The organism is Shewanella alkalitolerans (genome assembly GCF_019457575.1).
Lineage (GTDB): Bacteria > Pseudomonadota > Gammaproteobacteria > Enterobacterales > Shewanellaceae > Shewanella > Shewanella loihica.
Map to the genome: position 1 here is coordinate 1348853 of NZ_CP080422.1, position 25269 is coordinate 1374121.

At 54.6% G+C, this 25269-nt stretch carries 21 protein-coding genes; 15 read left to right on the forward strand and 6 right to left on the reverse strand.

Features of this window, described 5'->3' with window-relative positions; all coding sequences use genetic code 11:
* Positions 1-8 precede the first annotated feature (8 nt).
* From recN to barA, 5 genes are all read right to left on the reverse strand, one after another.
* Entirely contained in the window at positions 9-1670 is a 1662-nt protein-coding gene (recN, locus tag K0J45_RS05975) for a DNA repair protein RecN (protein ID WP_220044642.1), read from the reverse strand.
* A gap of 132 nt (positions 1671-1802) precedes the next feature.
* Positions 1803-2771, reverse strand: a complete 969-nt coding sequence (locus tag K0J45_RS05980; protein WP_220044643.1) for an AEC family transporter — start codon at positions 2769-2771, stop codon at positions 1803-1805.
* Positions 2772-2867: 96 nt separating this feature from the next.
* The gene (locus tag K0J45_RS05985) at positions 2868-3062 is read right to left on the reverse strand and encodes a DUF3319 domain-containing protein (RefSeq protein ID WP_011865000.1); all 195 of its coding nucleotides are present in this window, start codon (positions 3060-3062) and stop codon (positions 2868-2870) included.
* 3 nt (positions 3063-3065) lie between these two features.
* On the reverse strand, positions 3066-3668 hold the full coding sequence (locus K0J45_RS05990; RefSeq protein WP_220044644.1) for a YjaG family protein: 603 nt from the start codon (positions 3666-3668) through the stop codon (positions 3066-3068).
* Positions 3661-6444: a two-component sensor histidine kinase BarA gene (gene barA, locus K0J45_RS05995; RefSeq protein WP_434086953.1), complete on the reverse strand. Its 2784-nt coding sequence runs from the start codon at positions 6442-6444 to the stop codon at positions 3661-3663. Before barA ends, K0J45_RS05990 begins: the two co-directional genes overlap by 8 nt.
* Positions 6445-6559: 115 nt before the next feature.
* Between barA and rlmD the strand changes: the two genes are divergently transcribed.
* From rlmD to rpoS, 13 genes are all read left to right on the forward strand, one after another.
* The gene (gene rlmD / locus K0J45_RS06000; RefSeq protein ID WP_220044646.1) at positions 6560-7894 is read left to right on the forward strand and encodes a 23S rRNA (uracil(1939)-C(5))-methyltransferase RlmD; all 1335 of its coding nucleotides are present in this window, start codon (positions 6560-6562) and stop codon (positions 7892-7894) included.
* Between the two features lie 164 nt (positions 7895-8058).
* Entirely contained in the window at positions 8059-10263 is a 2205-nt protein-coding gene (gene relA / locus K0J45_RS06005; RefSeq protein ID WP_220044647.1) for a GTP diphosphokinase, read from the forward strand.
* Positions 10264-10365: 102 nt separating this feature from the next.
* A complete protein-coding gene (gene mazG / locus K0J45_RS06010; RefSeq protein ID WP_220044648.1) occupies positions 10366-11163 on the forward strand; it encodes a nucleoside triphosphate pyrophosphohydrolase in 798 nt (265 codons plus the stop codon).
* Between the two features lie 110 nt (positions 11164-11273).
* The gene (pyrG, locus tag K0J45_RS06015) at positions 11274-12911 is read left to right on the forward strand and encodes a CTP synthase (protein WP_011865006.1); all 1638 of its coding nucleotides are present in this window, start codon (positions 11274-11276) and stop codon (positions 12909-12911) included.
* Between the two features lie 131 nt (positions 12912-13042).
* The gene (eno, locus tag K0J45_RS06020) at positions 13043-14338 is read left to right on the forward strand and encodes a phosphopyruvate hydratase (protein WP_011865007.1); all 1296 of its coding nucleotides are present in this window, start codon (positions 13043-13045) and stop codon (positions 14336-14338) included.
* A 99-nt stretch (positions 14339-14437) separates the two neighbouring features.
* Positions 14438-14740 carry a cell division protein FtsB gene (gene ftsB / locus K0J45_RS06025; protein ID WP_144203330.1) on the forward strand — a complete coding sequence of 101 codons (303 nt, stop codon included), beginning with the start codon at positions 14438-14440 and terminating at the stop codon, positions 14738-14740.
* A gap of 41 nt (positions 14741-14781) precedes the next feature.
* Complete coding sequence (gene ispD, locus K0J45_RS06030) at positions 14782-15510, forward strand: 2-C-methyl-D-erythritol 4-phosphate cytidylyltransferase (protein WP_220044649.1); 729 nt, start codon at positions 14782-14784, stop codon at positions 15508-15510.
* Between the two features lie 3 nt (positions 15511-15513).
* Positions 15514-15999: a 2-C-methyl-D-erythritol 2,4-cyclodiphosphate synthase gene (gene ispF / locus K0J45_RS06035; RefSeq protein ID WP_220044650.1), complete on the forward strand. Its 486-nt coding sequence runs from the start codon at positions 15514-15516 to the stop codon at positions 15997-15999.
* 9 nt (positions 16000-16008) lie between these two features.
* Entirely contained in the window at positions 16009-17076 is a 1068-nt protein-coding gene (truD, locus tag K0J45_RS06040) for a tRNA pseudouridine(13) synthase TruD (RefSeq protein ID WP_220044651.1), read from the forward strand.
* A complete protein-coding gene (surE, locus tag K0J45_RS06045; protein WP_220044652.1) occupies positions 17069-17818 on the forward strand; it encodes a 5'/3'-nucleotidase SurE in 750 nt (249 codons plus the stop codon). Before truD ends, surE begins: the two co-directional genes overlap by 8 nt.
* Positions 17815-18450 carry a protein-L-isoaspartate(D-aspartate) O-methyltransferase gene (locus K0J45_RS06050; RefSeq protein ID WP_220045228.1) on the forward strand — a complete coding sequence of 212 codons (636 nt, stop codon included), beginning with the start codon at positions 17815-17817 and terminating at the stop codon, positions 18448-18450. Before surE ends, K0J45_RS06050 begins: the two co-directional genes overlap by 4 nt.
* 49 nt (positions 18451-18499) lie before the next feature.
* The gene (locus K0J45_RS06055) at positions 18500-19432 is read left to right on the forward strand and encodes a peptidoglycan DD-metalloendopeptidase family protein (RefSeq protein ID WP_258406773.1); all 933 of its coding nucleotides are present in this window, start codon (positions 18500-18502) and stop codon (positions 19430-19432) included.
* Between the two features lie 77 nt (positions 19433-19509).
* Positions 19510-20484 carry an RNA polymerase sigma factor RpoS gene (gene rpoS, locus K0J45_RS06060; protein ID WP_011865015.1) on the forward strand — a complete coding sequence of 325 codons (975 nt, stop codon included), beginning with the start codon at positions 19510-19512 and terminating at the stop codon, positions 20482-20484.
* A gap of 283 nt (positions 20485-20767) precedes the next feature.
* Here the strand turns inward: rpoS and mutS are convergent, their stop codons facing one another.
* Positions 20768-23335 carry a DNA mismatch repair protein MutS gene (gene mutS / locus K0J45_RS06065; protein WP_220044653.1) on the reverse strand — a complete coding sequence of 856 codons (2568 nt, stop codon included), beginning with the start codon at positions 23333-23335 and terminating at the stop codon, positions 20768-20770.
* 330 nt (positions 23336-23665) lie between these two features.
* On the opposite strand from mutS, the gene recA reads away from it, so the two are divergent.
* Positions 23666-24727 carry a recombinase RecA gene (gene recA, locus K0J45_RS06070; protein ID WP_011865017.1) on the forward strand — a complete coding sequence of 354 codons (1062 nt, stop codon included), beginning with the start codon at positions 23666-23668 and terminating at the stop codon, positions 24725-24727.
* Between the two features lie 62 nt (positions 24728-24789).
* Complete coding sequence (recX, locus tag K0J45_RS06075; RefSeq protein ID WP_220044654.1) at positions 24790-25242, forward strand: recombination regulator RecX; 453 nt, start codon at positions 24790-24792, stop codon at positions 25240-25242.
* Positions 25243-25269: the final 27 nt, after the last annotated feature.

Sequence of the window (25269 nt, forward strand, 5' to 3'; positions counted from 1 at the left end):
TATCTGGCTTAGCTCTGTAGTAACTCCTTGGCGTTGGCCAGGGTATTGTTGGTGATGACATCGCCACCAAGCAGGCGCGCCAACTCTTCGATACGCTGTCCCTTGTCCAGCGGCACCATAGAGGTCTCGGTTTGCCCCGCCTTGCTCTGCTTGTTGACGAACATATGCTGATGACCGTTGCCGGCGACCTGGGGCAGGTGGGTCACACACAGCACCTGGGTGGATTCGCCCAGGGCGCGCAGCATCTTGCCCACCACGGCGGCGGTCGGGCCTGAGATCCCAACGTCGACCTCGTCGAAGATGAGGGTCGGGGTGGCGACCTTCTTGGCGGTGATCACCTGGATGCCCAGACCGATACGCGACAGCTCGCCGCCCGAAGCTACCTTGGCGATGGGTTGCAGCGGCTGACCCGGGTTGGTGGTGACCTGAAACTCCACAGTATCGCAGCCGTTGGGGGACATCATCTCGGGGTTGAACTGCACATCGATGATAAACTTGCCCTTGGGCATGCTGAGTTCATGGATAGAGCGGGTAACCTGCTTGTCCAGCTCCTTGGCGTAACGCTGACGGCTCTGGCTGAGCTTCTGGGCGTGGGCGATGAAGCTATCGCGGCAGCTCTCGAGTTGCTGGGCGATCTCATCGAGCTTCTCCTCATCCGAGTCCAGCTCACTCAGCTCCTGGCTTAGTGCCTGATGATGCTGATAGAGATCTTTGGCGTTCACATGGTGCTTACGTGCCAGCATCATTATCTTCGACAGGCGTTGCTCCAGGGCGGCAAAATGATCTGGGTCCAGCTCCAACTTATCTAGGTAGCGTTGCAGCTCACTGCTACTCTCCTGTACCTGGATCAGGGCATCGTTAAGCATATTGCCCACCCCTTTCAGCTCAGGGTCGTAGCCTTCGAGCTCCTGGGCCTGATCCAGACACATGTTGAGCAGCGATTCTATGGCGCCCTCTTCGTTATCCTGCAGCAGGTAGAGGGTTCGCTGACAGGCTTGGATCAGGGCCGTGCCATTGGCCAGTTTCTTATGCTCGGCCTCTATCTCGTCGAACTCTTCTTCGCCCAGGGCGAATTCGTCGAGCTCTTCGACCTGATATTGCAGCAGCTGCTTGCGGGCGATGCGCTCATGTTGCGACTGTTGCAGCTGGCTCAGCTCCTTTTGGATCAGCTTGAAGCGCTGGTAGCTGGCGCTACAGGCCTCGAGCAACAACTTGTGGTTGGCATAGCTGTCGAGCAGAGTAAGTTGATGCTCACTCTTTAACATGGCGTGGTGGGCATGTTGGCCGTGAATGCCGATAAGCAGCTGGCCCAGGGAGCGCATCTGGTTGAGGGGCACAGGGTTACCGTTGATGTAGGCGCGTGAGCGACCGTCACTGCCTATGGTGCGGCGCAGGATACATTCGTCGTCTAGCTCAAGGTCATTGTCTTCTAGCCAACGTTTGGCCAGCGGGATATCGTTGAGGGCGAAGCGGGCACTGACTTCTGCCTTGCTCGCGCCCGGTCTGACGGTATTGGCATCGGCGCGATTGCCCAGGCACAAGCCTAAGGCATCGATGGCAATCGATTTTCCCGCGCCAGTTTCGCCTGTGATGCTGGTCATCCCAGACTTAAAGTCGAGTTCTAAAAAGCGGACAATGGCAAAGTTATTGATGCTGAGCTGACAAAGCATGATGACATCCTTTTACAAAGTACTGTATTCATGCACAGTATATACTGAATTTTTATACAGTAAATACCTGTGTGCTTTTTATCCATGAAAATAAGTTTTAGGCTCTGCAGTCCGACAAAACAAGCCTATCCGTTATAAAAAGCTTGCGGTGCCCGAGTCCAGCCAATGGCGCAGTAGCGGAATGGTGGCAAAGCTGAGCACTATCCCCAGGCTGATGGTTTGGGCGCTACTGGTGGCACCGACGTTGAATCTGTGGGCCAGCAGGTAGACGCTGGCGGCGGTAGGCAGGGCGGCCAGAATCACCCCCATCTGTAGCAGTTGTCCGCTAACTCCTAAGGTGCCCAGTAGCAGATAGGCCAGCAGGGGTTGTAGCAGCAGCTTACTCAGGTTAAGCATGGCCAGCTCGGCAAGGCGTGACTGAATGCCTGCGGCGTTTCTGCCCCCCTGATTGGCCTTGCACAGCACCATGCCGATGGCAAACAGGGCGCAGGGGCTGGAGGTCATGCCAAATTGCCGGATGATTTCGGCGATGGGGCGGTACAGCTCTATATGGGCGGCAGATATCGCTACGCCGGCCAGGCTTCCCAGTATGATGGGGTTTTGAATGAGGGCGAAAAACACCGTCTTGAGTGCGCTGTCTGTCTGTCCCTGAAACAGCGCCAGCTGGGCCAGCACTATGGCAAATACGGTTACCGATAAAAGGCTGGCCAAGGCGGCTGCGGCCAACGCCAGCTGATCGCCTGGAAACAGCATCATCATCAGCGGAATGCCGATGAAGGAGGTGTTACCAAAGGTGGTGTTGAGGGCGCGAATGGCCGCCAGGGGTTTATCCTTGGGCTGTAACCAGAGTGACAGCAGGCCGGTCAGCAGGTAGATAAGGGTCATGGCTAGGCTGTAGCCGCCAATAAATCCCCAGTTGGTGATCTCTTCGATCGGGGTCTCGGCCAGCACTATCATCATAATCGCCGGAAAGGCGATGTAATAGACATACTGATTGAGGACGTTGTCGCTGCCCTCGGGCAGTAGTCGCGCCTTTTGCACGATAAAGCCGGTGACCATGATGCCAAACACGACAAAGAGTGGCGAGAGAGTGGTTAACATAGGGAGACTACTTCCTTGGCTTGGATCCGAGCGGTGATAAACCGAATACGCCGTTAGGGTATCACTTTGCCCGCCGCGTCCCTATAACGCTAAAGTCTAATGCTTGGGGCCGGAACGCCGATGGAGTGGCTTAGGTGGCGGCAATATCCCCAGCTCCTGATAGAAATGGATCTGGCGCCTGAGCTCAAACAGGGAGCCGACGCGTCGCTGCTCCCCTATGGTGAGGCACCAGGTATTTGTTAACCCATCTGGGTTGGTGAGCACAAATCCCTGGTAGATAAGTTTGCGCATTGGTTAGGCGCCTACTGAGATCCCTATGTTGGAAACGCCTGTCTGCACTAACTCCTTGCGCAGCGCCTTGACGAAGTCGGCGGTGATCTTAGGGTTCTCTTCGATGATCTCCAGCAAGGATGCCTGAAGTGCCTTCTCTTCCTGCATCACCTCGTGATTGAAGATATGATCATCCAGTGCTTCTTCATCCATCTCTTCTTCGAGTGTGGCCTCGATATAGTTAGCCACTGTGGCGGAGGAGAGCTTGCTGATGTTGGTGATGTCGTCTTCCACCTTGCTCTGAATGGCGCTAAGCAGTGAGGTGAGGGCGACGGCGGCGTCCATGGCCGGATAGACGCCGTAGACGTCGAAATCGCTCGGCTCTGGCGTGTTGAGATCCAGTCGCTCGAGGTAGAGATCGATATTCAGTTTCAGCTTCTGATCGTACATGGATTGCCATAGCAGGTTGAGCACGGTATCGAGCACCTGTGGGTCGCCAAATTCGCAGACCTCGCTGAACAGCTGGTAGTTAGGGTACATGCGTTGGCAAAGGGCGATGGCGAACAGCTTCTTCTGTTCTGGTTCGAGGGCCTTGAGGCGCTTGAAAAACCCGGGTTTATTACTCATCGATCACATCCATAGATAACTGGGCTATTACTTGATTTGTGGCCGATTCTACCTTAGAAAGCTCGTCAAGTAACTCAAGTATTTCCGGCTCGACCAGATCGACACTGGCATTTTGCTTGAGTGACTGTTCAATCTCTCGACAGAGTCGCTGAGTGGTCGGTACGCCGCAGTAGCAGCTGGCGCCGTGGAGCTTGTGCACATGACTGACCATGGCCTGGCTGTCCTGACGCTCGAGGGCGCCCGAGATGTGCTCACGGGTCTCGGGCAGGGAGTCGACCAGCATCTGCAGCATCTCCAGCGCCAGACTGGTTTTCTGGTTGGCTTGGGTCAGGCAGAGATCCCAATTGAGGGTGTGCTGGTCGAAGTGGGTAAACTGCGGCCGGGTCTTCCAGCGGCTGATCACACTCTTCAGCGCCGCCTCATCGATTGGCTTGGGCAGGTAACCATCCATGCCGCTCTGATCGATGCGCTCGCGCTCCTCAGCGATGGCGTGGGCGGTCACGGCGACAATCGGCGTATTGCGATTGAGTGAATGCTCACGTATCTGCTTGGTGGCGCTAAAGCCGTCGGTGCCCGGCATCTGAATATCCATGAAGATGAGATCGAAGCTCTTGGCCTTGGCGATCTCCACCGCCTCCTGGCCGTTGTCTGTGACCGTCACCTGAGTAACCAGCTCCTTGAGCAGCGTCTTAATCAGCTTGAGGTTGGCGGGGTTATCGTCCACCGCCAGCACGCTCATGGGTTCGCGCTCCTGGGTTTCTTTGACCGCTTCCTGGAAAGGCATGGCCTCATATTGGGCGCGGTGAGGATTGATCAGGGTGACGGCCAGGGCGCGCTCGCCCACCGGCGCCTGCATCACCTTGTCCACATTGGGCTGGATCAGGCTCATCTTGGCGGCGCTGTCTGTGCTGCTACACAGGTAAAGGGTGTAGTCGCTGATCTTGGCTATCTTATTGAGCACGTTTAACAGGTTAGGACTGCTGGCCAAATCGTTGCAGCTGATGATGGCGTAGTCGAAGTGGCGGCCTTCTTCGCCGGCCACCCGGGCCAGATCTTCGGCAGTGGTTATACTGATATTTTGCATGCCCCAGTGGCTAAGCAGGCTTTCATGGACCTTGCGTGATAGCTCCCGCGGCTCGAACAAGAGCACCGTCTTGTCGATGAGGTTGTCGGTTTCCAGCGGCTGGCTGATGGGGTAGGGACTCAGCTTGAGGGGCAGGGTGAACCAGAAGGTCGAGCCTTTACCCGGCGCCGAGATACAGCCGATCTGGCCGCCCATGCGGTTGATCAGACGCTTGGTGATGATAAGCCCGAGGCCAGTGCCGCCGAAGCGACGCGAGATAGAGGAGTCTGCCTGGCCGAAGGCCTGGAACAGCTGAGCCTGGTGGGGCTTGTCTATGCCTATGCCTGTGTCGGTGATCTCGCAGCGCACGTTGACCTTCTCGGCCTCTTCGCTGGTCAGGCGCATCTTGAGGTGCACGCTGCCGCTGTCGGTAAACTTGATGGCGTTGCCCACCAGGTTTGTGATCACCTGGCTGACCCGCAGGGCATCGCCTGAGACGTTGTCGTTGATGCTAGGCTCGATATCTACCACCAGCTCGAGATCTTTCTCCTTGGCGCTGTTGGCCAGCAGAGAGATAGTGTCGTCAATCACCTCACGCAGGGCAAAGGGCATGTTCTCCAGCTCCATCTTGCCCGCCTCCAGCTTAGAGAAGTCGAGGATGTCGTTGATGATCCCCAATAGGTTGGTGGCGCTCTTCTCGATAGTCTTGATGTAGTCCTGCTGACTGGCGTGTAGCGGCGTCTTCAATAGCTGTTTGGCGAAGCCGATCACCCCGTTAAGGGGCGTGCGCAGCTCGTGGGACATGTTGGCCAAGAACTCTGACTTGATGCGGCTGGCCTCCAGGGCGCGCTTCTTGGCGAGATCCAACTCGACGTTTTGGATCTCTATCTGCTCCAGGGTCTCGCGCAAGTCTGAGGTGGCCTGATCGATATTTTGCTGCATCTCCTCATGGTACTCCGACAAGGAGCCCGCCATGGCATTGATGCCCCGCTTGAGCAGGTCCAGCTCACCAATCAGGTTACCGTCTACCCTAGTGTCCAGCTTGCCTTCGCGGATCTTGGCCACCACCCGCACCATCTCTGTGATGGGGTGGGTGACGTTTTTGACCAGGCGGAAGGTAAACAGTAGGTTCAGCTGCACCCCGATCAGGACTATGATGAAGGCGGCCACCGCGGCCCTGTGCTGCTCCAGCAGGGCGTTCTCCTTGTTGAGCAGCACGGCGATATAGCCGAGCTTGGCGGAGTTGACCTGCTGGGCCATGGAGTTGCTGTCGTAGGGGCTGACCACAAGCTCGCGCTGACTGGAGAAGATGGGGCTGCGCATGATGATGCTGTCGCCAAACTGCTCCACCTCTGTGGTCTGCAGCGAGTCGATGGGCTCGTTGTAGCGCATAAACTCGTGGCTCTTATAGTGATGCGAGGTCACTATCACCCGGTTGTTGGTGTCGAAGATAGCAATAAATTGCACTAGGTTGGACTTATTGAGCTGCACCGAGGTGATCAGGCGTTTGGTGGTCTCGAAGTTTTTGGTTTCCAGGCCTATCTCGGCGGAGATGGCCAGCGGCTCGATGATATTGCCGCCACGTTCGATTAAGCTTTCTTCCAGCTCATAGAAACGATTTATGGTAAAATAGCTGCCAAGCAAAATACCAACCAAAATAGTGGGCGCTAAGGCCAGCACGAGAACCCAGGCTCTCAGGCTGTATTTAGTCATATTGTCTGCACTATTCATTGAGTTGGTATTATTTATCTACGATGGATATAGGTTACATTAGACTGCCAGACTTTGTGCAGTCTTTACTAGTATTTTTATTGTTTTAGAGGCCTAAATGGCACAATTTTATAAAGCTAAACCCCGCAAGACACAACAAACCCAGGCCAAGCAAAGTTTCCATGTTAGCCAGTTGGATCATCTGGGGGCGGGGATAGCAGAACATCAGGGAAAAATCGTCTTTATTCCCGGCGCCCTGCCGGATGAAACGGTCACCGCGCAGATAGTCGAGCAGAAGAAGCGTCATGCCAAGGCCAAGCTGATTAAGGTAGAGAGCGCCAGCGCCGCGCGTATAGAACCTAGCTGCCCTTACTATGGTCGCTGCGGCGGCTGTGACCTGCAGCATCTTGAGCTCTCTGCCCAGCGTGATGCCAAGCAGGCGGCGCTCGAAAACCTGATCAACAAGATGGGCCGCACCCAGCCTCAGATCATGAGCGAGCCGCTAAGCGGCGAAGGCTGGCATTATCGTCGCCGCGCCCGTCTGGCGACGCAGTACCTGCGTGATACAAAGCAGCTCAACCTCGGTTTTCGCGCCCTGGCCAGCAGCGAGGTGGTTAATATTGACGCCTGCCCTGTGCTGGCAAAATCATTGTCTGAGCTTATCGCGCCGTTGAATCAATGCCTCAATCGACTCAGTGCCAAGCGTAGCCTGGGCCATGTGGAGCTGTTGTCTGTGGATTCTGGCCCATGCGTGGTGCTACGTATCACCAGCCCCCTGAACGATAAAGATAAGGCGCTGCTAGCTAGCTTTGGCGAGCAGTATAAGGTGAGGCTTGTCTTACTCGATGATGACGGCAAGCTTGAGACCCTCTGGGGTGACGAGGGCCTGCCCTTCTATACCCTGGAGGATGGCAGTTCGCTTGGCTTCTCGCCGGGCAACTTCATTCAGGTCAATGGCGAGATCAATCAACAGATGGTGACCCAGGCGATCGACTGGCTGCAGATTCAGCCGGGCGAGCGGGTGCTGGATCTCTTCTGCGGGGTGGGCAACTTTACCCTGCCATTGGCCAAGGCGGGCGCCCAGGTAGTGGGCGTCGAGGGGGTCGAGGCCATGGTGGCGCAGGCAAGACGCAATGCGACCATGAGCGGTGTCGAGGGAGCCGAGTTCTATCACGGAGATCTCAGCGCAGACCTATCCGCAGCCCCTTGGCTTGGCCGCATCGACAAGTTACTGCTGGATCCTGCCAGAGCCGGCGCCTATGAGAGTCTACAATGGTTAAAGAAGATGAAGCCCAAGGCGATCGTCTATATCTCCTGTAATCCTGTGAGTCTGGCCAGAGATTGTGAGCCGCTGCTGGCACAGGGGTATCAGCTTAGTCGCCTGGGACTCATCGATATGTTCCCTCAGACCCATCACATTGAGGCCATGGCCTTGTTTGAGTTGGAGAAATAGTTAGGCCGAGCGGCCAAATAGTCGCCGACTATCAATTGACATTGGCGGGGGAATCCCCAAGATAGTGAGTTTGGTATTGGCGATGTCAGCCAGCGTGGTTTGGATGACGTAACAGGTCGAGCAATATTTAGGGGCAAGCACTTAAGTTTAAGGACATGCAGTAGATGGTATCTGTTAGAGAAGCACATTTTAAAGACACAGATTTTCAATTGACTGAATGGGTTAATCGTTATCTGAGTGACGCCGATGACGCCAGCACCTTACTTGCGCTAATAAAGCAGGTAGAGGCCCTGGTGGCGAAACATGATGCTAACGATACCTTGCTGATCGGCCGCGCCCGCGAGCTGATTGAGATCTTAGCGCCGCTCAACATGGATATCGAGACCCTGCAGGCGGCGGTGATCTTCGTGGTGTTCGACGCTGGCCTCATGACTGAGGAGCAGATGCTGGAGCTGTTTGGCGATAAGCTCACCACGCTAGTGAATAGCGTGGTGACCATGAATGCCATCGGCGCCCTCAAGGTCAACGAGCAGAGCCGTAACGCCGAGCCCCAGATAGATAACATCCGCAAGATGCTGCTGGCCATGGTGGAAGATGTGCGCGCCGTGGTGATCAAGTTGGCCGAGCGTATTTGCCTGCTGCGGGAAGTGAAAAATGCCGACGAGGAGACCCGTGTGCTGCTGGCGCGGGAGATTGCCGACATCTACGCGCCGTTGGCCAACCGCCTGGGCATAGGCCAGCTCAAGTGGGAGCTGGAAGATATCTCCTTCCGTTATCTGCATCCTGACACCTATAAAGACATTGCCAAGCAGCTCGATGGCAAGCGGATGGATCGTGAGATCTACATAGAGAACTTCGTCAATCAGCTGCAGCAGCGCCTGGACGAGGAGCAGATCCGCGCCAAGGTCTACGGCAGGCCCAAACATATCTACAGCATCTGGAAGAAGATGCGTGGCAAAGATCTCACCTTCGATGAGCTGTTTGACGTGCGTGCCGTGCGTATCGTCACCGAGCGCCTGCAGGATTGTTACGGCGCACTGGGTGTGGTGCATACCCTTTGGCATCATATTCCCAAAGAGTTCGACGACTATGTCGCCAACCCTAAGCCCAATGGCTATCAGTCTATTCATACCATAGTAGTGGGCCCAGAGGGCAAGACGGTGGAGATCCAGATCCGCACCGAGCAGATGCATGAAGATGCCGAGCTAGGGGTGGCCGCCCACTGGAAATATAAAGAGGGCACCACAGGCAAGCAGAGCGGCTACGAAGAGAAGATCAACTGGCTGCGTAAGATCCTGCAGTGGCAGGAAGATGTGGCCGAGAGTGGCAACTTGGTGGATGAGGTTCGCAGTCAGGTGTTTGAAGACAGAGCCTATGTCTTCACCCCGAATGGCGACGTGGTGGACTTGCCCATGGGCTCCACCGTACTGGATTTCGCCTACTATATTCACTCACAGGTAGGCCATAAGTGTATCGGCGCCAAGGTCGATGGCCGCATCGTGCCCTTTACCTATCAGGTGGAGACGGGGGAGCGGGTCGAGATCATCACCTCCAAGCATCCTAACCCTAAGCGGGATTGGCTTAATCCTAACCTGGGTTATATCAAGGCGTCGCGTACCCGCTCTAAGATCCAGCACTGGTTCAAGCAGCAAGACAGAGACAAGAATATCGTCGCCGGACGCGAGATGCTCGAGGCCGAGCTGGCACGTTCCGGCCTGACCCTGAAAGATGCCCACAGCGCGGTGGAGCGTTTCAACATGGTGGGGATGGATGACCTGCTAGCCGGTATCGGCGGCGGCGACGTTCGCCTCAACCAGGTGGTTAACCATGTGCAGAGCCGGATGCGGGTCAACGAGGTCTCCGAAGAGGAGGCGCTGGAAGATCTGCTGAAGAAGAACCAGGCGCGTGCCACAGGCAAGGGCAAGGGCCAGGTCGAGGTTAATGGTGTCGGTAACCTGCTCAGCCATATCGCCAAGTGCTGCCAGCCGGTGCCTGGGGATGAGATCTTCGGTTTCATCACCAAGGGTAGGGGGATCTCTGTGCACAGGGCCGACTGCGAGCAGGTTAAAGAACTGATGCGGGTGCACCCTGAACGCAGCGTCGATGTGGTCTGGGGTGAAAACTACTCAGGTGGCTATAAACTTAAGCTCAAGGTGCTGGCCAATGACCGTAGCGGTCTGCTGAGAGACCTCACCTCTGTGTTGGCGGCGGAGAAATCTAACGTGTTGGCCATGAGCTCATCGTCGGATGTGAAGACCCAGACGGCGGCTATCGAGCTGGAGCTCGAGCTGTATAACCTGGAAGGTCTATCCAGGGTGATCGCCAAGCTGTCTCAGGTGGCTGGCGTCATCGAAGCGCGACGTCTCTAACCGCGCGGTAAGCCTGTCTATCGCAGCGCAGATAAAAAGCAGAAAGTTCACAGATGATAAGAGTAAGAGGCGGCCCTGGCCGCCTTTTTGATGAGGTAAGCGATGCAGAGCAAATCAGACATCCAAAGGCTCCTGACCATCATGGAGCGGCTAAGAGACCCAGAAACGGGTTGCCCTTGGGACAAGGCCCAGAGTTATCAGACCATAGTGCCCTTTACCCTGGAAGAAGCCTTTGAGGTGGCCGATACTATAGAGCGCGGCGCCCTGGATGAGTTGCCCGGTGAGCTTGGGGATCTATTGTTTCAGGTGATCTTCTATTGCCAGCTGGGCAAGGAGCAGGGCAGGTTCGACTTCGACCAGGTGGTGGAGAAGATCTGTACTAAGCTCACCGAGCGTCATCCCCATGTGTTTGGCGAGATGACTCAGGCATCCAGTGAATCGGTGCGTGAAACCTGGGAGAGCATCAAGGCCAAGGAGCGCAAAGGGCGCTCGCTACATTCGGTGCTCGATGATATTCCGCGCTCACTGCCGGCCCTGACCCGCGCCGCCAAGGTGCAGCGCAGGGTGGCGACCGTGGGTTTCGACTGGAATGACTTAGGGCCTGTGGTGGCCAAGATCCACGAAGAGATCGACGAGGTAATGGTGGAGGTTGCCGCCCAGGACAGAGACAAGATGGAAGATGAGCTGGGAGACCTGCTGTTTGCCGTGGTGAATCTGGCCAGACATCTCAAGCTGGACCCAGAGCAGGCGCTGCGCCGGGCGACCAATAAGTTCGAACATCGCTTTCGTGGCGTCGAGGCCTTAGCAGCCCAGTCGGGTAAAGCGATGCAGGAGCATAGCCTCACTGAACTGGACGCCTATTGGGAGCAAGTCAAGCGAAATGATCCCCTAAAAGGCTAAAATAGTTGCCGTTACCTATTTGTCGAATCCAAAGGGCTTTGATATAATAACGCCCCGTCCTAGTGCTTTCTTACAAGCACATATTTCCAACTCATTTTCTCAGGTTCAGCATGACTACAAGGTATATCTTCGTTACTGGTGGCGTGGTTTCATCACTAGGTAAAGGCATTGCAGCAGCATCATTGGCGGCAATTTTAGAGGCTCGGGGCCTTAACGTAACCATTATGAAGCTGGATCCTTATATTAACTTGGATCCGGGTACCATGAGCCCAACCCAGCACGGTGAAGTATTCGTCACCGAAGATGGCGCTGAAACTGACCTCGACCTGGGTCACTACGAACGTTTCATCCGTACCAAGATGAACCGTCGTAACAATTTCACCACGGGTCGTATCTATGAGGAAGTGTTGCGCAAAGAGCGTCGTGGCGACTACCTAGGGGCCACCATTCAGGTGATCCCACACATCACCAACGCGATTAAAGAGAAAGTGCTTGAGGGCGGAGAAGGGCACGACGTGGCGATCGTTGAGATCGGCGGCACCGTAGGTGATATCGAGTCATTGCCTTTCCTTGAGTCTATTCGTCAGTTGGGCGTAGAACTTGGCCGTGATCGTACTCTGTTTATGCATTTGACCCTGGTGCCTTTCCTGGGCGCGGCGGGCGAAGTGAAGACCAAGCCGACACAACACTCGGTGAAAGAGCTGCGTTCAATCGGTATCGCGCCAGACGTACTGGTTTGCCGTGGTGACCGTGCGATTCCGTCTAACGAGAAGGCGAAGATCTCGCTATTCTGTAACGTTGAAGAACGCGCCGTGATCTCGCTGAAAGATGTCGATAGCATCTACAAGATCCCGGCACTGCTGAAGGCGCAAGGCTTGGACGATCTGGTCACCAAGCGTTTCGGCCTTGAGTGCAGAGAAGCCGACCTGTCTGAGTGGGAAAATGTTATCTATCAAGAAGCCAACCCAACCGGTGAAGTCACTATCGGTATGGTGGGCAAGTACACCGAACTGCCAGATGCTTACAAGTCGGTGAACGAAGCGCTGAAACATGCCGGCCTGTTTAACCGCGTGTCGGTCAACATCAAGTATATCGATTCACAAAACATCGAAGCCAAGGGCACAGAAGTGCTGGAAGGCCTTGACGGTATCCTGGTACCGGGCGGCTTCGGTGAGCGCGGCGTCGAAGGCAAGATCATGGCGGCCCAGTATGCCCGTGAGAACAACCTGCCTTATTTCGGTATCTGTCTGGGTATGCAGGTTGCACTGATCGAGTTTGCGCGCCACGTGGCTGGTTTAGAAAATGCGCATTCAACCGAGTTCAACAAAGACACGCCGCATCCAGTTGTGGGCTTGATCACAGAATGGATTGACGAAAAAGGTAATATCGAGCAACGTCATGAAGAATCAGATCTCGGTGGCACCATGCGCCTAGGCGCGCAGCTGTGTCATCTGATCGAAGGTACTAAGGCGGCAGAAGCCTACAAGGGACTGACCTGTGTAGAGCGTCACCGTCACCGTTACGAAGTGAACAACACATACAGAGAACGTTTAGAGAAAGCCGGCTTGGTATTCAGCGGTCTGTCGACAGATCGTCAGCTGGTTGAAATGATTGAACTCCCTAACCACCCATGGTTCGTGGCGGGTCAGTTCCACCCTGAATTTACATCAACGCCTCGCGATGGTCAGCCATTGTTCCAAGGTTTCGTTGCTGCAGCCGTTGCGTACCAAAAACGCGATTTAGGCTAATCTTTATACAAGGGCCGCTTCCGACTCTCGGAGGCGGCTTTTTTGTTTCAGATGATGTAAATTTAGCGATAAGAATTTTAGTTTTGCATTAACTTTTAAACTTAAATCTTAAACTTAAAGTCGAGGAAATTATGGCTAAAATTATCAATGTCATTGGTCGCGAGATCATGGATTCACGCGGTAACCCAACGGTTGAAGCGGAAGTGCATCTAGATGGCGGTTTCGTAGGCATGGCAGCTGCTCCATCTGGCGCATCTACCGGTAGCCGCGAAGCACTAGAGCTGCGTGATGGTGACAAGAGCCGTTACATGGGTAAAGGCGTTTTGACCGCTGTGGCTAACATCAATGGTCAGATCCGTGATGCCCTAATGGGTAAAGATGCGACGGCACAAGCCGAGCTGGATCAAATCATGATCGACCTAGATGGCACTGAAAACAAAGACAAGCTGGGCGCGAACGCTATCCTGGCCGTGTCTCTGGCTGCCGCTAAAGCCGCTGCTGCTTTCAAAGGCATGCCGCTGTACGCGCACATCGCCGAGCTAAACGGCACTCCTGGCCAGTACTCTATGCCTGTGCCTATGATGAACATCCTTAACGGTGGTGAGCACGCCGACAACAACGTTGATATCCAAGAGTTCATGGTTCAGCCTGTTGGTGCTAAGAGCTTCCGTGAAGCGCTACGCATGGGCGCCGAGATCTTCCACAACCTGAAGAAGGTTCTGCAAGAGAAGGGTCTTAACACTGCAGTGGGTGATGAAGGTGGTTTCGCGCCAAACCTGGCCTCTAACGCCGATGCACTAGCTGTTATCAAGGTTGCGGTAGAAAAAGCCGGTTACAAGCTGGGTGAAGACGTGACACTGGCCCTTGACTGTGCAGCCTCTGAATTCTACAAAGACGGTCAATATGACTTGTCTGGCGAGGGCAAGGTATTTGACTCAAACGGTTTCTCTGACTTCCTGAAGTCACTGACCGAAGAGTACCCAATCGTGTCTATCGAAGATGGCTTGGACGAGTCAGATTGGGATGGCTGGGCTTACCAGACTCAAATCCTCGGCGACAAGATTCAACTAGTGGGTGACGATCTGTTCGTAACCAACACTAAGATCCTGAGCCGCGGTATCGAGAACAAGATCGCTAACTCTATCCTGATCAAGTTCAACCAGATTGGTTCTCTGACCGAGACGCTGGCGGCAATCCGCATGGCGAAAGACGCTGGTTACACTGTCGTTATCTCTCACCGTAGCGGCGAGACCGAAGATGCGACCATCGCTGATCTGGCGGTAGCGACTGCGGCTGGCCAAATCAAGACAGGTTCGCTGTGTCGTAGTGACCGTGTTGCTAAGTACAACCAACTGCTACGTATCGAAGAGCAGTTAGGTGAAAAAGCACCTTACAAGGGTCGTAGCGAGATCAAAGGCCAAGCATAACCGAGTTTTTACGGTTAATTTGGTAAAAGGCCACCACTTGGTGGCCTTTTTTGTTGTAATATCAGTTCAGCCTTTTAACAGAGATAAAGCCCATTAAGGATGAAGCGACTTCTTATCGCCATGTTTGTGCTGCTTGGTCTGCTCCAGTATCGACTCTGGTGGGGACAAAATAGCCTTCCCGAATCTTTTCAGCTGCAGGAACAGATCAAGTTGCAGCGCGAGAGTAACGCCAAACTCATCGAACGAAATCAGGTACTCAAAGAAGAGATTCTCGACCTTAGACGCGGTACCGAGGCGCTGGAAGAACGTGCCCGTAACGAGCTGGGGATGGTGAAACAGGGAGAGACCTTCTTTCGCGTAGTGGGTGAGCCTCAGCGTAAAGCCGAGATCGGCGAGCAATAGACTCAGCCGGTTTCGCCTTAAAGTGACACGAGTTAACATCTATGATTAGTCGCATACAAGAGCTGGTTGCTATTGTGCCCGCCGCCGGGATCGGCGCGCGAATGGGCGCCGAGATCCCCAAGCAATATCTGATGTTAAATCATCAACCTATCCTGGCGCACACCCTAGATCGCCTGCTGGAACATCCACGCATCGACAAGGTGATTATTGCCCTAAGCCCTGAAGATACCCATTTCGCCAAGCTGAGCCAGGCGAGCCACCCCAAGCTGATGACAGTTATCGGCGGCAAAGAGCGCGCCGATTCTGTGCTGAGCGCCCTCAAGGTTGCATCTCAATCTGCCTGGGCGCTTGTGCATGACGCGGCCCGTCCCTGCTTAAGTGCGGCCGATATCGATAAGCTGATCGCTGCCTGTGAGACAGAAACAGGCCATCAGCAGGGCGCCATCCTCGCCATGCCGGTACGCGACACCATGAAGCGTTCAGGTAAAGGCGGCGCGATACAAGAGACGGTATGCCGGGAGAATCTCTGGCACGCGCTCACTCCCCAGCTGTTTCCCGTGACCAGTCTCAAGCAGAATCTGGCTGATGCCCTGGTGGCGCAGGTTGCCATTACCGATGAGGCCTCGGCGATGGAGTGGGCCGGTGGCCAGCCGCAGTTGGTAAGCGGTCGTTTCGATAACATCAAGGTGACCCATCCAGAGGATCTGCAACTGGCGGCGCTCTATCTACAGGCGGCCGCTAGTGACCCCAATTCCAGTACAGGTGAATGACAGATGAATATACGTATCGGCCATGGTTTCGATGTGCATAAATTTGGCGGCGAGTTGCCGCTGATCTTAGGCGGCGTTGAAGTCCCCTATGACACTGGCCTGGTGGCCCATTCGGATGGCGATGTGGTGCTGCATGCCATCTCAGATGCGATTCTCGGCGCCATGGCGCTCGGGGATATCGGCAAACATTTTCCCGATACCGACCCAGACTTTAAGGGGGCCGACAGCCGGGTGCTGCTACGTCACTGCTACCAATTGGCGCTGGATAAGGACTTTAGGCTGGGTAACCTGGATGTCACTATTATTGCCCAGGCGCCTAAGATGCTGCCGCACATTCAGGCGATACGCGAGTGTCTGAGCGCGGATCTTGAGAGCGACATAGAGGCGATCAACGTCAAGGCCACCACCACAGAGAAGCTTGGCTTTACCGGACGCAAAGAGGGGATAGCGGTGGAAGCCGTGGTGCTGATGTGCGCCGTCCCGAGATAAGAGAGAGTTATGACCCCACTACATTATTTGCATGGCCAGCCCAAGGCGAGCGCCGACTTAAGAACCTTCAACAGCGATTTTATCGTGCAGGAGATCTTGCCATTTCTTCCTACGGGCGAGGGCGAGCACCACATGCTGCACATCCGCAAGGAGGGGTTAAACACCGCGGATGTGGCGCGCATGCTCTCAAGCTTTGCCGGCGTGCATCCAAAAGAGGTGACCTTCGCCGGCCAGAAAGACAGACACGCCATCACAGAGCAGTGGTTTGGGGTGCGTATTCCCGGCAAGAGCATGCCAGACTGGCAGTCGCTCAATAGCGAGCAGCTTACTGTGCTATCAAGCGCCCGTCACGGCAAGAAGCTGCGCACCGGCGCCCTGGCGGGTAACCGCTTCACCCTGACACTAAGGGCCGTGTCTGACATGGACGCACTGGTGCGGCGCATCGAGCTGATTAAAGCCACTGGCGTGCCTAACTATTTTGGCGAGCAGCGCTTCGGTCATGACGGAAAGAACCTGATTTTCGGTCGTCAGATGCTCTCGGGCAAAAAGAAGGTGAAAGACAGAAACAAGCGCAGCATCTATCTCTCGGCGGTGCGCTCGTATCTCTTCAATCAGGTAGTGAGTGAGCGACTTCGTCTACATGAGCTCAATACACTCGATGGTGACTGTGTGATGCTGGCCGGCAGCAAGAGCTACTTCGTGGCCAATCCCTGGGATGAAGCGCTTCATGGTCGTCTGGCGGAAAGCGATATTCAACTCTCGGCGCCCATGTGGGGCCGGGGCCAGGCATTGAGTGAGGCAGAGGCGTTAGCCTTCGAGCAGGGCGTTTGCGGTCAGTATCCTGAGGATCTTGCCGGCCTCGAGCAGGCGGGGCTCAATCAGGAGCGCCGCCCGCTGCTTCTCGCGCCGCAGCAGCTAAGCTATGAGATCCAGGATGACACCATAGTGATTAAGTTCGCCCTGCCGGCCGGCAGCTTTGCCACCTCTGTGCTGCGGGAACTGGTGAATTATCAAGATGTCAAAGAGCGGGAATATCAGGCCAGAAAGGCCGCAGCGAGCGAGCAAGCCCATGATTAAGATATTGGTAAGCAATGACGATGGCATCACGGCGCCGGGGATCGCGGCGCTGTCCAATGCCCTGGCGAAGCACTATGAGGTGATGACGGTCGGTCCGGATCGCAACTGTTCGGGTGCCAGCAACTCGTTAACCTTGACTAACCCTTTGCGAATTAATAAGTTAGATAATGGTTATATTTCCGTCAGTGGCACGCCGACCGATTGCGTGCATCTGGCGATTCGCGAGTTTTATGCCCATGAACCGGATATCGTGGTTTCTGGCATCAATGCCGGGGCCAACATGGGGGATGATACCCTCTATTCCGGCACGGTTGCGGCGGCGATGGAGGGGCGTTTTCTGGGCTTGCCGGCGATTGCCATCTCTCTGGTGGGCCGAGAGCTGAAGCACTATGACACGGCGGCCTACTATGCCTGTAAGATAGTGGCGGGTCTGATCGATAGCCCTATCGCATCGGATCAGATCTTAAATGTGAATGTGCCGGATCTACCGCTCGATGAGATCAAGGGCATTAGAGTTACCCGTCTGGGCGCCAGACACAGGGCCGAAGGCATGGTGCGTATGCAAGACCCTGCCGGACGGGAGATATTCTGGCTCGGCCCGCCGGGTGAAGAGCAAGATGCCAGCGAAGGCACAGATTTTCATGCCGTGGCCAACGGCTATGTGTCAGTGACCCCCTTGACGGTGGACCTGACCGCGTTTGAACAAGTACCAAAGATAAAGCAATGGATAGAGCAATTATGAATGGGGTAGCCACTACAGCGGCATTGAATCTGGCACGTCACCTTCAGGGGGCGGGGATAACTAATGCCGAAGTCTTAGCTGTGGTGGCGAAAACGCCAAGAGAATTGTTTCTCGATGCGGCCCTAGGGCATAAGGCTTATGAAAATACTGCTCTGCCCATAGGACAGGGGCAAACCATCTCTCAGCCCTATATCGTGGCGCGTATGACTGAACTTTTGTTAGAGTCGCGTCCCAAAAGGGTGCTGGAGATAGGCACAGGCTCAGGCTATCAGGCGGCCATCCTGGCGCAGTTGGTGGGTGAGCTCTGCACGGTTGAGCGGATCAAGAGTCTGCAGATCCAGGCGCGCCAGCGTCTCAAGCGGCTCGATCTGCATAATGTCTCCTTTAAGTATGGCGACGGCTGGCAGGGCTGGGCCAACAAGGGCCCCTTCGACGCCATCATGGTGACGGCGGCGGCCAGCAGTGTGCCGCAGGCGTTGCTGCAGCAACTGGCGGACGGTGGCGTGCTGGTGATCCCTGTCGGCGAGGAGACACAGCAACTGATGCGTGTGGTTCGCATGGGCGATCAATTTCATTCCCAGACCATAGAGATGGTGAAGTTTGTGCCTTTGGTCAACGGTGAACTCGCCTAGTGGTGGCTGTCATCTGGTGCGCCGACGCTAAGGGAATAGGGGAGCCGCTATGCTAAGCGCCCCGAGTCGGTTGAGGTTTTGTCAAAAGCCAATAGGCATACTGTGCGCCATACTGCTCAGCTGTCTGCTGAGCGCCTGTAGTTTTCAGGCCCATACACCCGCTCCCGTGGTGAACGTCAACTCGCCGGTGAAGAAAGCCTATAAAAAGGGGGGCCTCACCTCCGACCACTACAAGGTCAAGCGCGGCGATACCCTCTATTCGATCGCCTGGGCGGCCAACAAAGATTTTGCCGAAATTGCCCGATATAACGGGCTTCGCAAGCCCTATACCATCTATCCTGGGCAGGTTTTAAAGCTTAAATCGACAAACGCTGTTACAAATAGCAAAACCCAGCGTAGCACTCAGGTATCGAGTAAGAAAACGCAACAAAATACAGCTAAAAACCAACCTAAACAAACAGTTAAGTCTAGCCAGCAGGCTGCTGGCAGTAAAACGGCACCGGCGAAAAAATCGCTTGATCGGGGCGATAAATCTGCGTACACTGTAACAACTGGTCAACAAAATGTTAACGGCGTTATCCACAAGCCCAGTAGCACCCTACCCAAGAAGGTCCAGCGCTGGCATTGGCCCGTTAAAGGCAAGTTGATCGGCACATTCTCTACCAAGGAACAAGGTAATAAAGGGATTAAGATCGCAGGATCCCGAGGCGATCGCATTCAGGCCGCCGCCGATGGGCGAGTGGTGTATGCAGGAAATGCGCTAAGGGGATACGGCAATCTGGTGATCATTAAGCATAGCGATGACTATCTCAGTGCTTATGCTCATGCCGATAAGATCTTAGTAAAAGAGAAGCAGTTCGTTACCGCGGGACAGACGGTGGCGAAAATGGGACAAACGGGTACCAATAGGGTGATGCTGCATTTCGAGATACGGTATCACGGCAAATCCGTCGACCCACTTAAATTTTTGCCTAAATCATAATTTTATAGGCGCCATTTTGGCAATTGGAGGACAGTAAAGTGCAGTAAATTAGCATGTAAAATTTGGGAGAGTATATTATGGGTCGTAAACAATCTACCGCCGTGGCGGAGCCCTTAGTGGACTTGTCTAAGAATGAGTCTGATCTATCAGTGACCAACAGCAAGGAGGTTTTGAAAGACGCAGAACTAGAACAGCAAGTACAAGATGACTTACAAAAGAACTTAGATGCCACTCAGCTGTATTTAAGTGAAATTGGATTTTCCCCCCTATTGAGTGCGGAAGAGGAGGTTTATTTCTCACGTAAGGCCTTAAAAGGCTGTGAAAAATCTCGCAACCGTATGATTGAGAGTAATCTCAGACTCGTCGTAAAAATTGCACGTCGTTATAACAATCGTGGTTTAGCCTTACTGGATCTTATTGAAGAAGGTAACTTAGGTTTGATCCGCGCCGTCGAAAAGTTCGATCCCGAACGCGGCTTCCGTTTCTCAACCTATGCCACCTGGTGGATCCGCCAGACCATAGAACGTGCCATCATGAACCAAACCCGTACCATTCGCCTGCCTATTCATGTGGTGAAGGAGCTCAATGTTTACCTTCGTACCGCCAGGGAACTCGCGCACAAGCTAGATCATGAGCCAACCGCAGAAGAGATCGCCGAGCAGTTAGACCTGCCAAGTAGCGATGTCAGTAAGATGCTCAAGCTTAACGAGCGTATCACCTCGGTCGATACCCCACTGGGTGGCGACAACGACAAGGCGCTGCTGGATGTATTAGCCGACGACGATTGTGTAGGCCCGGATTACAAGGTGCAAGACGACGATATGTCTAAGTCTGTTGTGCGCTGGCTCGACGAGCTGAACAGTAAGCAGAGAGAAGTACTTGCCCGTCGTTTCGGTCTGCTTGGCTATGAGCCATCGACCCTGGAAAATGTCGGTAAAGAGATAGGCTTGACCCGAGAGAGAGTACGCCAAATTCAGGTGGAAGCCCTGAAGCGGCTTCGAGATCTGCTCAGTGCTCAAGGATTATCGGTAGAAGCTATCTTCAGAGTGTAAAAGTGTATCGGGGTGTAGGCTAAAGGTTTGCCGTGGCTTTCTTGTTATCGCCTTTGTGAGCGGTCGGTAGAGACTGAAAGGTGGATAAGCAATGCTAGCGTCTTATGGAGAAACAAGCGGTAGTTACCTTAAGGTGTAAACCTGTGTCTTGAAGGGCCGACCCCAGAATTAAAAAAAGCGCATCCAAAATGGTGCGCTTTTTTGCTGTCTAGATTTTGTAACTCGCTTTAGCTCTAGCTACTTTTAAGTGCTCAAATAGCTTAGCGTATAAGTGCTTGAAAGCTTAGCGTAGCTGCTTGAGTTCGTAGAGGAGATCCAGCGCCTGTCTGGGCGTCAGGCTGTCGGGATCTATGGTATCTAGCCTGTCCAGTGCCTTTGAGGTCTCCGGCATGGCCAGACTCAGCTGGGCCTGCCTCAGTTCAGGGAGTCCCTCCTCTCTATCCCTGCTCTCAAGATGATGCAGCTTGTGTTTGGCGGCCTGCACCACCTTGGCCGGAACACCAGCCAGCGCCGCGACCTGAAGGCCATAACTCTTACTCGCCGCACCTTCCTGCACCGCGTGCATGAAGGCGATGGTGTCGTCGTGTTCTATGGCATCAAGGTGCACGTTAGCCACATTCTCCATCTGATCCGGCAGTTGGGTAAGCTCGAAATAATGGGTGGCAAATAGAGTCATAGACTTTAAGTTCTGCGCCAGATGTTCGGCGGCGGACCAGGCCAGCGACAAGCCATCATAGGTCGAGGTGCCTCGGCCAATCTCATCCATCAGCACCAGGCTCTCTGGCGTGGCGTTATGCAGTATGTTGGCGGTTTCCGTCATCTCCACCATGAAGGTCGAGCGGCCTGAGGCCAGATCGTCCGCGGCGCCGATGCGGGTAAAGATACGATCCACAGGGCCGATGGCGGCCTTCTGGGCTGGCACGAAGCTACCTATATGGGCCATAAGGGTGATTAGTGCCACTTGACGCATATAGGTCGACTTACCGCCCATGTTAGGACCTGTGACGATTAGCATGCGTCTTGCCGGGTTGAGGCTGACAGGGTTGGCGATAAATGGCGTCTGACTGACGCGCTCAACTACCGGATGTCTTCCCGCCTCGATATGTATGCCACTCTGGGCCGTGAGTTCTGGTCTGTGATAGTCAAGCTGCTCGGCGCGCTCGGCAAAGTTGGTGATCACGTCAAGCTCGGCGGCCGCGCGGGCAAAAGCCTGTAGCTCGTGCAGGCGCGGCATTAATAGATCGAACAGTTCTTCCCACAGCTGTTTCTCTAACGCCAGCGCCTTGCCTTGACTTGAGAGTACCTTCTCCTCATGCTCTTTAAGCTCGGCGACTATGTAACGTTCGGTGTTCTTAAGGGTTTGTCTGCGCTGGTAGCTCATAGGCACCAGATCCGACTCGCGGCGGCTCACTTCTATGTAGTAACCATGCACCCGGTTGTAGCCCACCTTGAGGGTCGAGGCGCCGGTGGCAGCCTTCTCCCGGGCTTCTAGCTCGGCGAGGTAGTCGGTCGCGCCCTGACTGAGTCTTCGCCATTCATCCAGCTCGCTGTGATAGCCCTCTTTGATCACGCCGCCGTCGCGGATCAGCATAGGTGGATTATCGACGATAGCGCGGCTGAGCAGGGCATGCTCCTCGGGGAAGTCGCCCAGGTGACTCGAGAGCGCCTTGAGGTGCGGGCTGTTGCAGTCAGCCAGCTGCTGCTGTATCTCGGGCAGCAGGGTCAGGGCCTGACGCAGCCGGGCAAAGTCACGCGGGCGGGCACTACGAATAGCCAGACGCGCCGTGATACGTTCTATGTCGCCCAGGGCTTTTAGCTGCTCATGCAGGTTCTCGTGATAGCCGTTGTCCAGCAGCTCGTCTATGGCGTCATGACGGGCGCGGATGATGTTGTGGTTGCGCAGCGGCTCATGGATCCAGCGCTGCAACATACGGCTACCCATAGGGGTCGCCGTGTTATCCAGTACCGAGGCCAGGGTGTTGTCGCTGCCGCCTTGCAGGTTGCGGGTTAGCTCCAGATTCTTACGGGTGGCCGCGTCCAGCACTATGCTGTCGCACTGATTGAAGCGGGTGATGGCGTTGATATGGGGCAGGGCGGTACGCTGGGTATCTTTCACATACTGGATAAGACAGCCGGCCGCCTGTAGCGATAGCCTGACTTCCCCCAGGCCAAAGCCATAGAGATCTTTGGTGCCGAACTGTTCCAGCAGCAGCTTGTAGCTGGTGTCGTAGTCGAACTCCCATTCGGGACGGCGACGCTTACCCGACAGCGAGGCGATCAAAGCCGGCTCGCTGAAATCTTCGCTGTAGAGTAGCTCCGCTGGATTGGTGCGTTGCAGCTCGGCTTCCAGCGCCTCTTTGCTGGCAAGTTCGGTGACCACGAAGCGTCCGGACGAGACATCCAGGGTCGCGTAACCAAAACCCACCTTGCCGTGATAGACGGCGGCCAGCAGGTTGTCTTGCCGCTCCTGCAGCAGGGCCTCATCAGTGAGTGTACCCGGGGTGACGATGCGAACAATCTTACGTTCTACCGGCCCCTTGGTGGTGGCCGGATCGCCTATCTGCTCGCAGATGGCTACAGATACCCTGAGCTGCACCAGTTTAGCAAGATAGCCTTCTACTGCATGGTAGGGGATGCCTGCCATGGGGATAGGATCGCCTCCACTCTTGCCGCGAGCGGTCAAGGAGATCCCCAGCAACTCTGAGGCCCGCTTAGCATCGTCGTAGAAGAGCTCGTAAAAATCTCCCATACGATAAAAAAGCAACATATCGGGTGTTTCGGCTTTCAGCGTCAGATATTGACGCATCATGGGGGTGTGCTTTTCAAGATGTTGAGTATCGACGGCGTTCATGAATTAACCAAGGTATCCTGCTACAAAAATGTCTGTCATAGCCCTGCGGCCAGCACAGAATGAATGGCCACAATACTAACAATAAATTGATGGCGGTTGCGCATTTATCCTGTCTGTTTGGATAAATTTAGTGCTAATGCGACTGGGGCTGGTAAGCCGACTTTGGTTAAGGCCGGATAAAAATAATCGCATACAGTACTTGATACTGTATGATTGTACAGTATACTAGGTTGCATATTGAGACAGCCTAAAGCGATGCAGAAACCGTCTGCGGGCTTTAACTTAACGGATACCCCACAGCGCAGCGTCTGTGATTGAGAGGAAAGCAGAATGAAGATTGATGCGAATAAAGAGAAAGCCCTGAGTGCGGTCCTTGGCCAGATTGAGAAGCAGTTTGGTAAAGGCTCTATCATGAAGCTAGGTGAAAACCGCTCTATGGATGTTGAGACTATCTCAACGGGTTCTCTGTCGCTTGACGTTGCATTGGGCGCAGGCGGCCTGCCACTGGGTCGTATCGTTGAGATCTATGGTCCTGAATCTTCGGGTAAGACCACCCTGACTCTGGAAGTGATTGCCGCTGCCCAGCGTGAAGGTAAGGTTTGTGCCTTCATCGACGCCGAGCACGCACTGGATCCTATCTATGCACAAAAACTCGGTGTGGATATCGATAACCTGCTGTGTTCTCAGCCAGATACCGGTGAGCAGGCGCTTGAGATCTGTGACGCCCTGACTCGCTCTGGTGCCGTCGACGTGATCATCGTCGACTCGGTTGCCGCTCTGACGCCTAAGGCGGAAATTGAGGGTGAGATCGGTGATTCTCACATGGGTCTTGCGGCGCGTATGATGAGTCAGGCGATGCGTAAGCTAGCGGGTAACCTCAAGCAATCTAACACCTTGCTGATCTTCATCAACCAGATCCGTATGAAGATAGGCGTGATGTTCGGTAACCCTGAGACTACTACCGGTGGTAACGCGCTTAAGTTTTACGCCTCTGTTCGTCTGGATATTCGCCGCACCGGCGCCATCAAGGACCGTGAAGAGGTCATTGGTAACGAGACTCGCGTTAAGGTGGTGAAGAACAAGATTGCCGCGCCATTCAAACAGGCAGAGTTCCAGATCCTTTATGGTGAAGGCATTAACCGTACCGGTGAGTTGGTAGACCTTGGCGTGATGCACAAGCTGATTGAAAAGTCAGGCGCTTGGTACAGCTACAAGGGTGACAAGATTGGCCAGGGCCGTGCCAATGCCGGTAAATACCTGGTAGAGAACCCAGAGATTGGCGCCGAAATCGACCAGGCGCTACGCGCCATGTTGCTAGGCGGTGGTCAAGCGGTGGCTCAGTCGGCCACAGGCGATGAGAACGTCGACCTGGAAACCGGTGAAGTATTTTAAGCTCGCCGAGTCAACTAAACCTTGCCTTAAGACTCTGGCTTTGTAATGACTATGGTTTCTCAATGACGATGTCGGCGATGCAAGTAGCGGTGGGCCTCCTGGCTCGCCGCGATTATTCCCGCTATCAGATAAAGAGTAAGCTGACTCAGAAAGGCTTTCTAGATGGTGAGATAGAGGCTGTTCTTGGTCAATGTGAAAGCCAGGGATATCTCGATGATGCCAGGTTTGCCGGGCTCTTGCTGCGCTCGCATATCGCTAAAGGCCATGGTCAGAACAAGATACGCCAATCTATGTCCCAGAAGGGACTGACCAAAGAGATTATCGAGTCTAGCCTTAATCAGAGCGACTGCGACTGGTTCGAACTGGCGAGACAGAAGGCTGCTAAGAAATATGCCACTAGCGGCCCCATTCAAGATCAGAAAGAGCGCGCCAAACGAGTGCGTTATCTCCTCTCCCAAGGCTTTGGCTTCGATCAGGTTACCTATGCTTTAGAGGTCGACCCAGACTTCGACTAATATCCTCATCCTTACCAGGACCAATAC

Excerpts from the sequence above, each read along its gene's own strand:
- recN (WP_220044642.1), bottom strand. The coding sequence starts at position 1,670 with ATGCTTTGTCAGCTCAGCATCAATAACTTTGCCATTGTCCGCTTTTTA.
- K0J45_RS05980 (WP_220044643.1), bottom strand. The coding sequence starts at position 2,771 with ATGTTAACCACTCTCTCGCCACTCTTTGTCGTGTTTGGCATCATGGTC.
- K0J45_RS05985 (WP_011865000.1), bottom strand. The coding sequence starts at position 3,062 with ATGCGCAAACTTATCTACCAGGGATTTGTGCTCACCAACCCAGATGGG.
- K0J45_RS05990 (WP_220044644.1), bottom strand. The coding sequence starts at position 3,668 with ATGAGTAATAAACCCGGGTTTTTCAAGCGCCTCAAGGCCCTCGAACCA.
- barA (WP_434086953.1), bottom strand. The coding sequence starts at position 6,444 with ATGACTAAATACAGCCTGAGAGCCTGGGTTCTCGTGCTGGCCTTAGCG.
- rlmD (WP_220044646.1), top strand. The coding sequence starts at position 6,560 with ATGGCACAATTTTATAAAGCTAAACCCCGCAAGACACAACAAACCCAG.
- relA (WP_220044647.1), top strand. The coding sequence starts at position 8,059 with ATGGTATCTGTTAGAGAAGCACATTTTAAAGACACAGATTTTCAATTG.
- mazG (WP_220044648.1), top strand. The coding sequence starts at position 10,366 with ATGCAGAGCAAATCAGACATCCAAAGGCTCCTGACCATCATGGAGCGG.
- pyrG (WP_011865006.1), top strand. The coding sequence starts at position 11,274 with ATGACTACAAGGTATATCTTCGTTACTGGTGGCGTGGTTTCATCACTA.
- eno (WP_011865007.1), top strand. The coding sequence starts at position 13,043 with ATGGCTAAAATTATCAATGTCATTGGTCGCGAGATCATGGATTCACGC.
- ftsB (WP_144203330.1), top strand. The coding sequence starts at position 14,438 with ATGAAGCGACTTCTTATCGCCATGTTTGTGCTGCTTGGTCTGCTCCAG.
- ispD (WP_220044649.1), top strand. The coding sequence starts at position 14,782 with ATGATTAGTCGCATACAAGAGCTGGTTGCTATTGTGCCCGCCGCCGGG.
- ispF (WP_220044650.1), top strand. The coding sequence starts at position 15,514 with ATGAATATACGTATCGGCCATGGTTTCGATGTGCATAAATTTGGCGGC.
- truD (WP_220044651.1), top strand. The coding sequence starts at position 16,009 with ATGACCCCACTACATTATTTGCATGGCCAGCCCAAGGCGAGCGCCGAC.
- surE (WP_220044652.1), top strand. The coding sequence starts at position 17,069 with ATGATTAAGATATTGGTAAGCAATGACGATGGCATCACGGCGCCGGGG.
- K0J45_RS06050 (WP_220045228.1), top strand. The coding sequence starts at position 17,815 with ATGAATGGGGTAGCCACTACAGCGGCATTGAATCTGGCACGTCACCTT.
- K0J45_RS06055 (WP_258406773.1), top strand. The coding sequence starts at position 18,500 with ATGCTAAGCGCCCCGAGTCGGTTGAGGTTTTGTCAAAAGCCAATAGGC.
- rpoS (WP_011865015.1), top strand. The coding sequence starts at position 19,510 with ATGGGTCGTAAACAATCTACCGCCGTGGCGGAGCCCTTAGTGGACTTG.
- mutS (WP_220044653.1), bottom strand. The coding sequence starts at position 23,335 with ATGAACGCCGTCGATACTCAACATCTTGAAAAGCACACCCCCATGATG.
- recA (WP_011865017.1), top strand. The coding sequence starts at position 23,666 with ATGAAGATTGATGCGAATAAAGAGAAAGCCCTGAGTGCGGTCCTTGGC.
- recX (WP_220044654.1), top strand. The coding sequence starts at position 24,790 with ATGACGATGTCGGCGATGCAAGTAGCGGTGGGCCTCCTGGCTCGCCGC.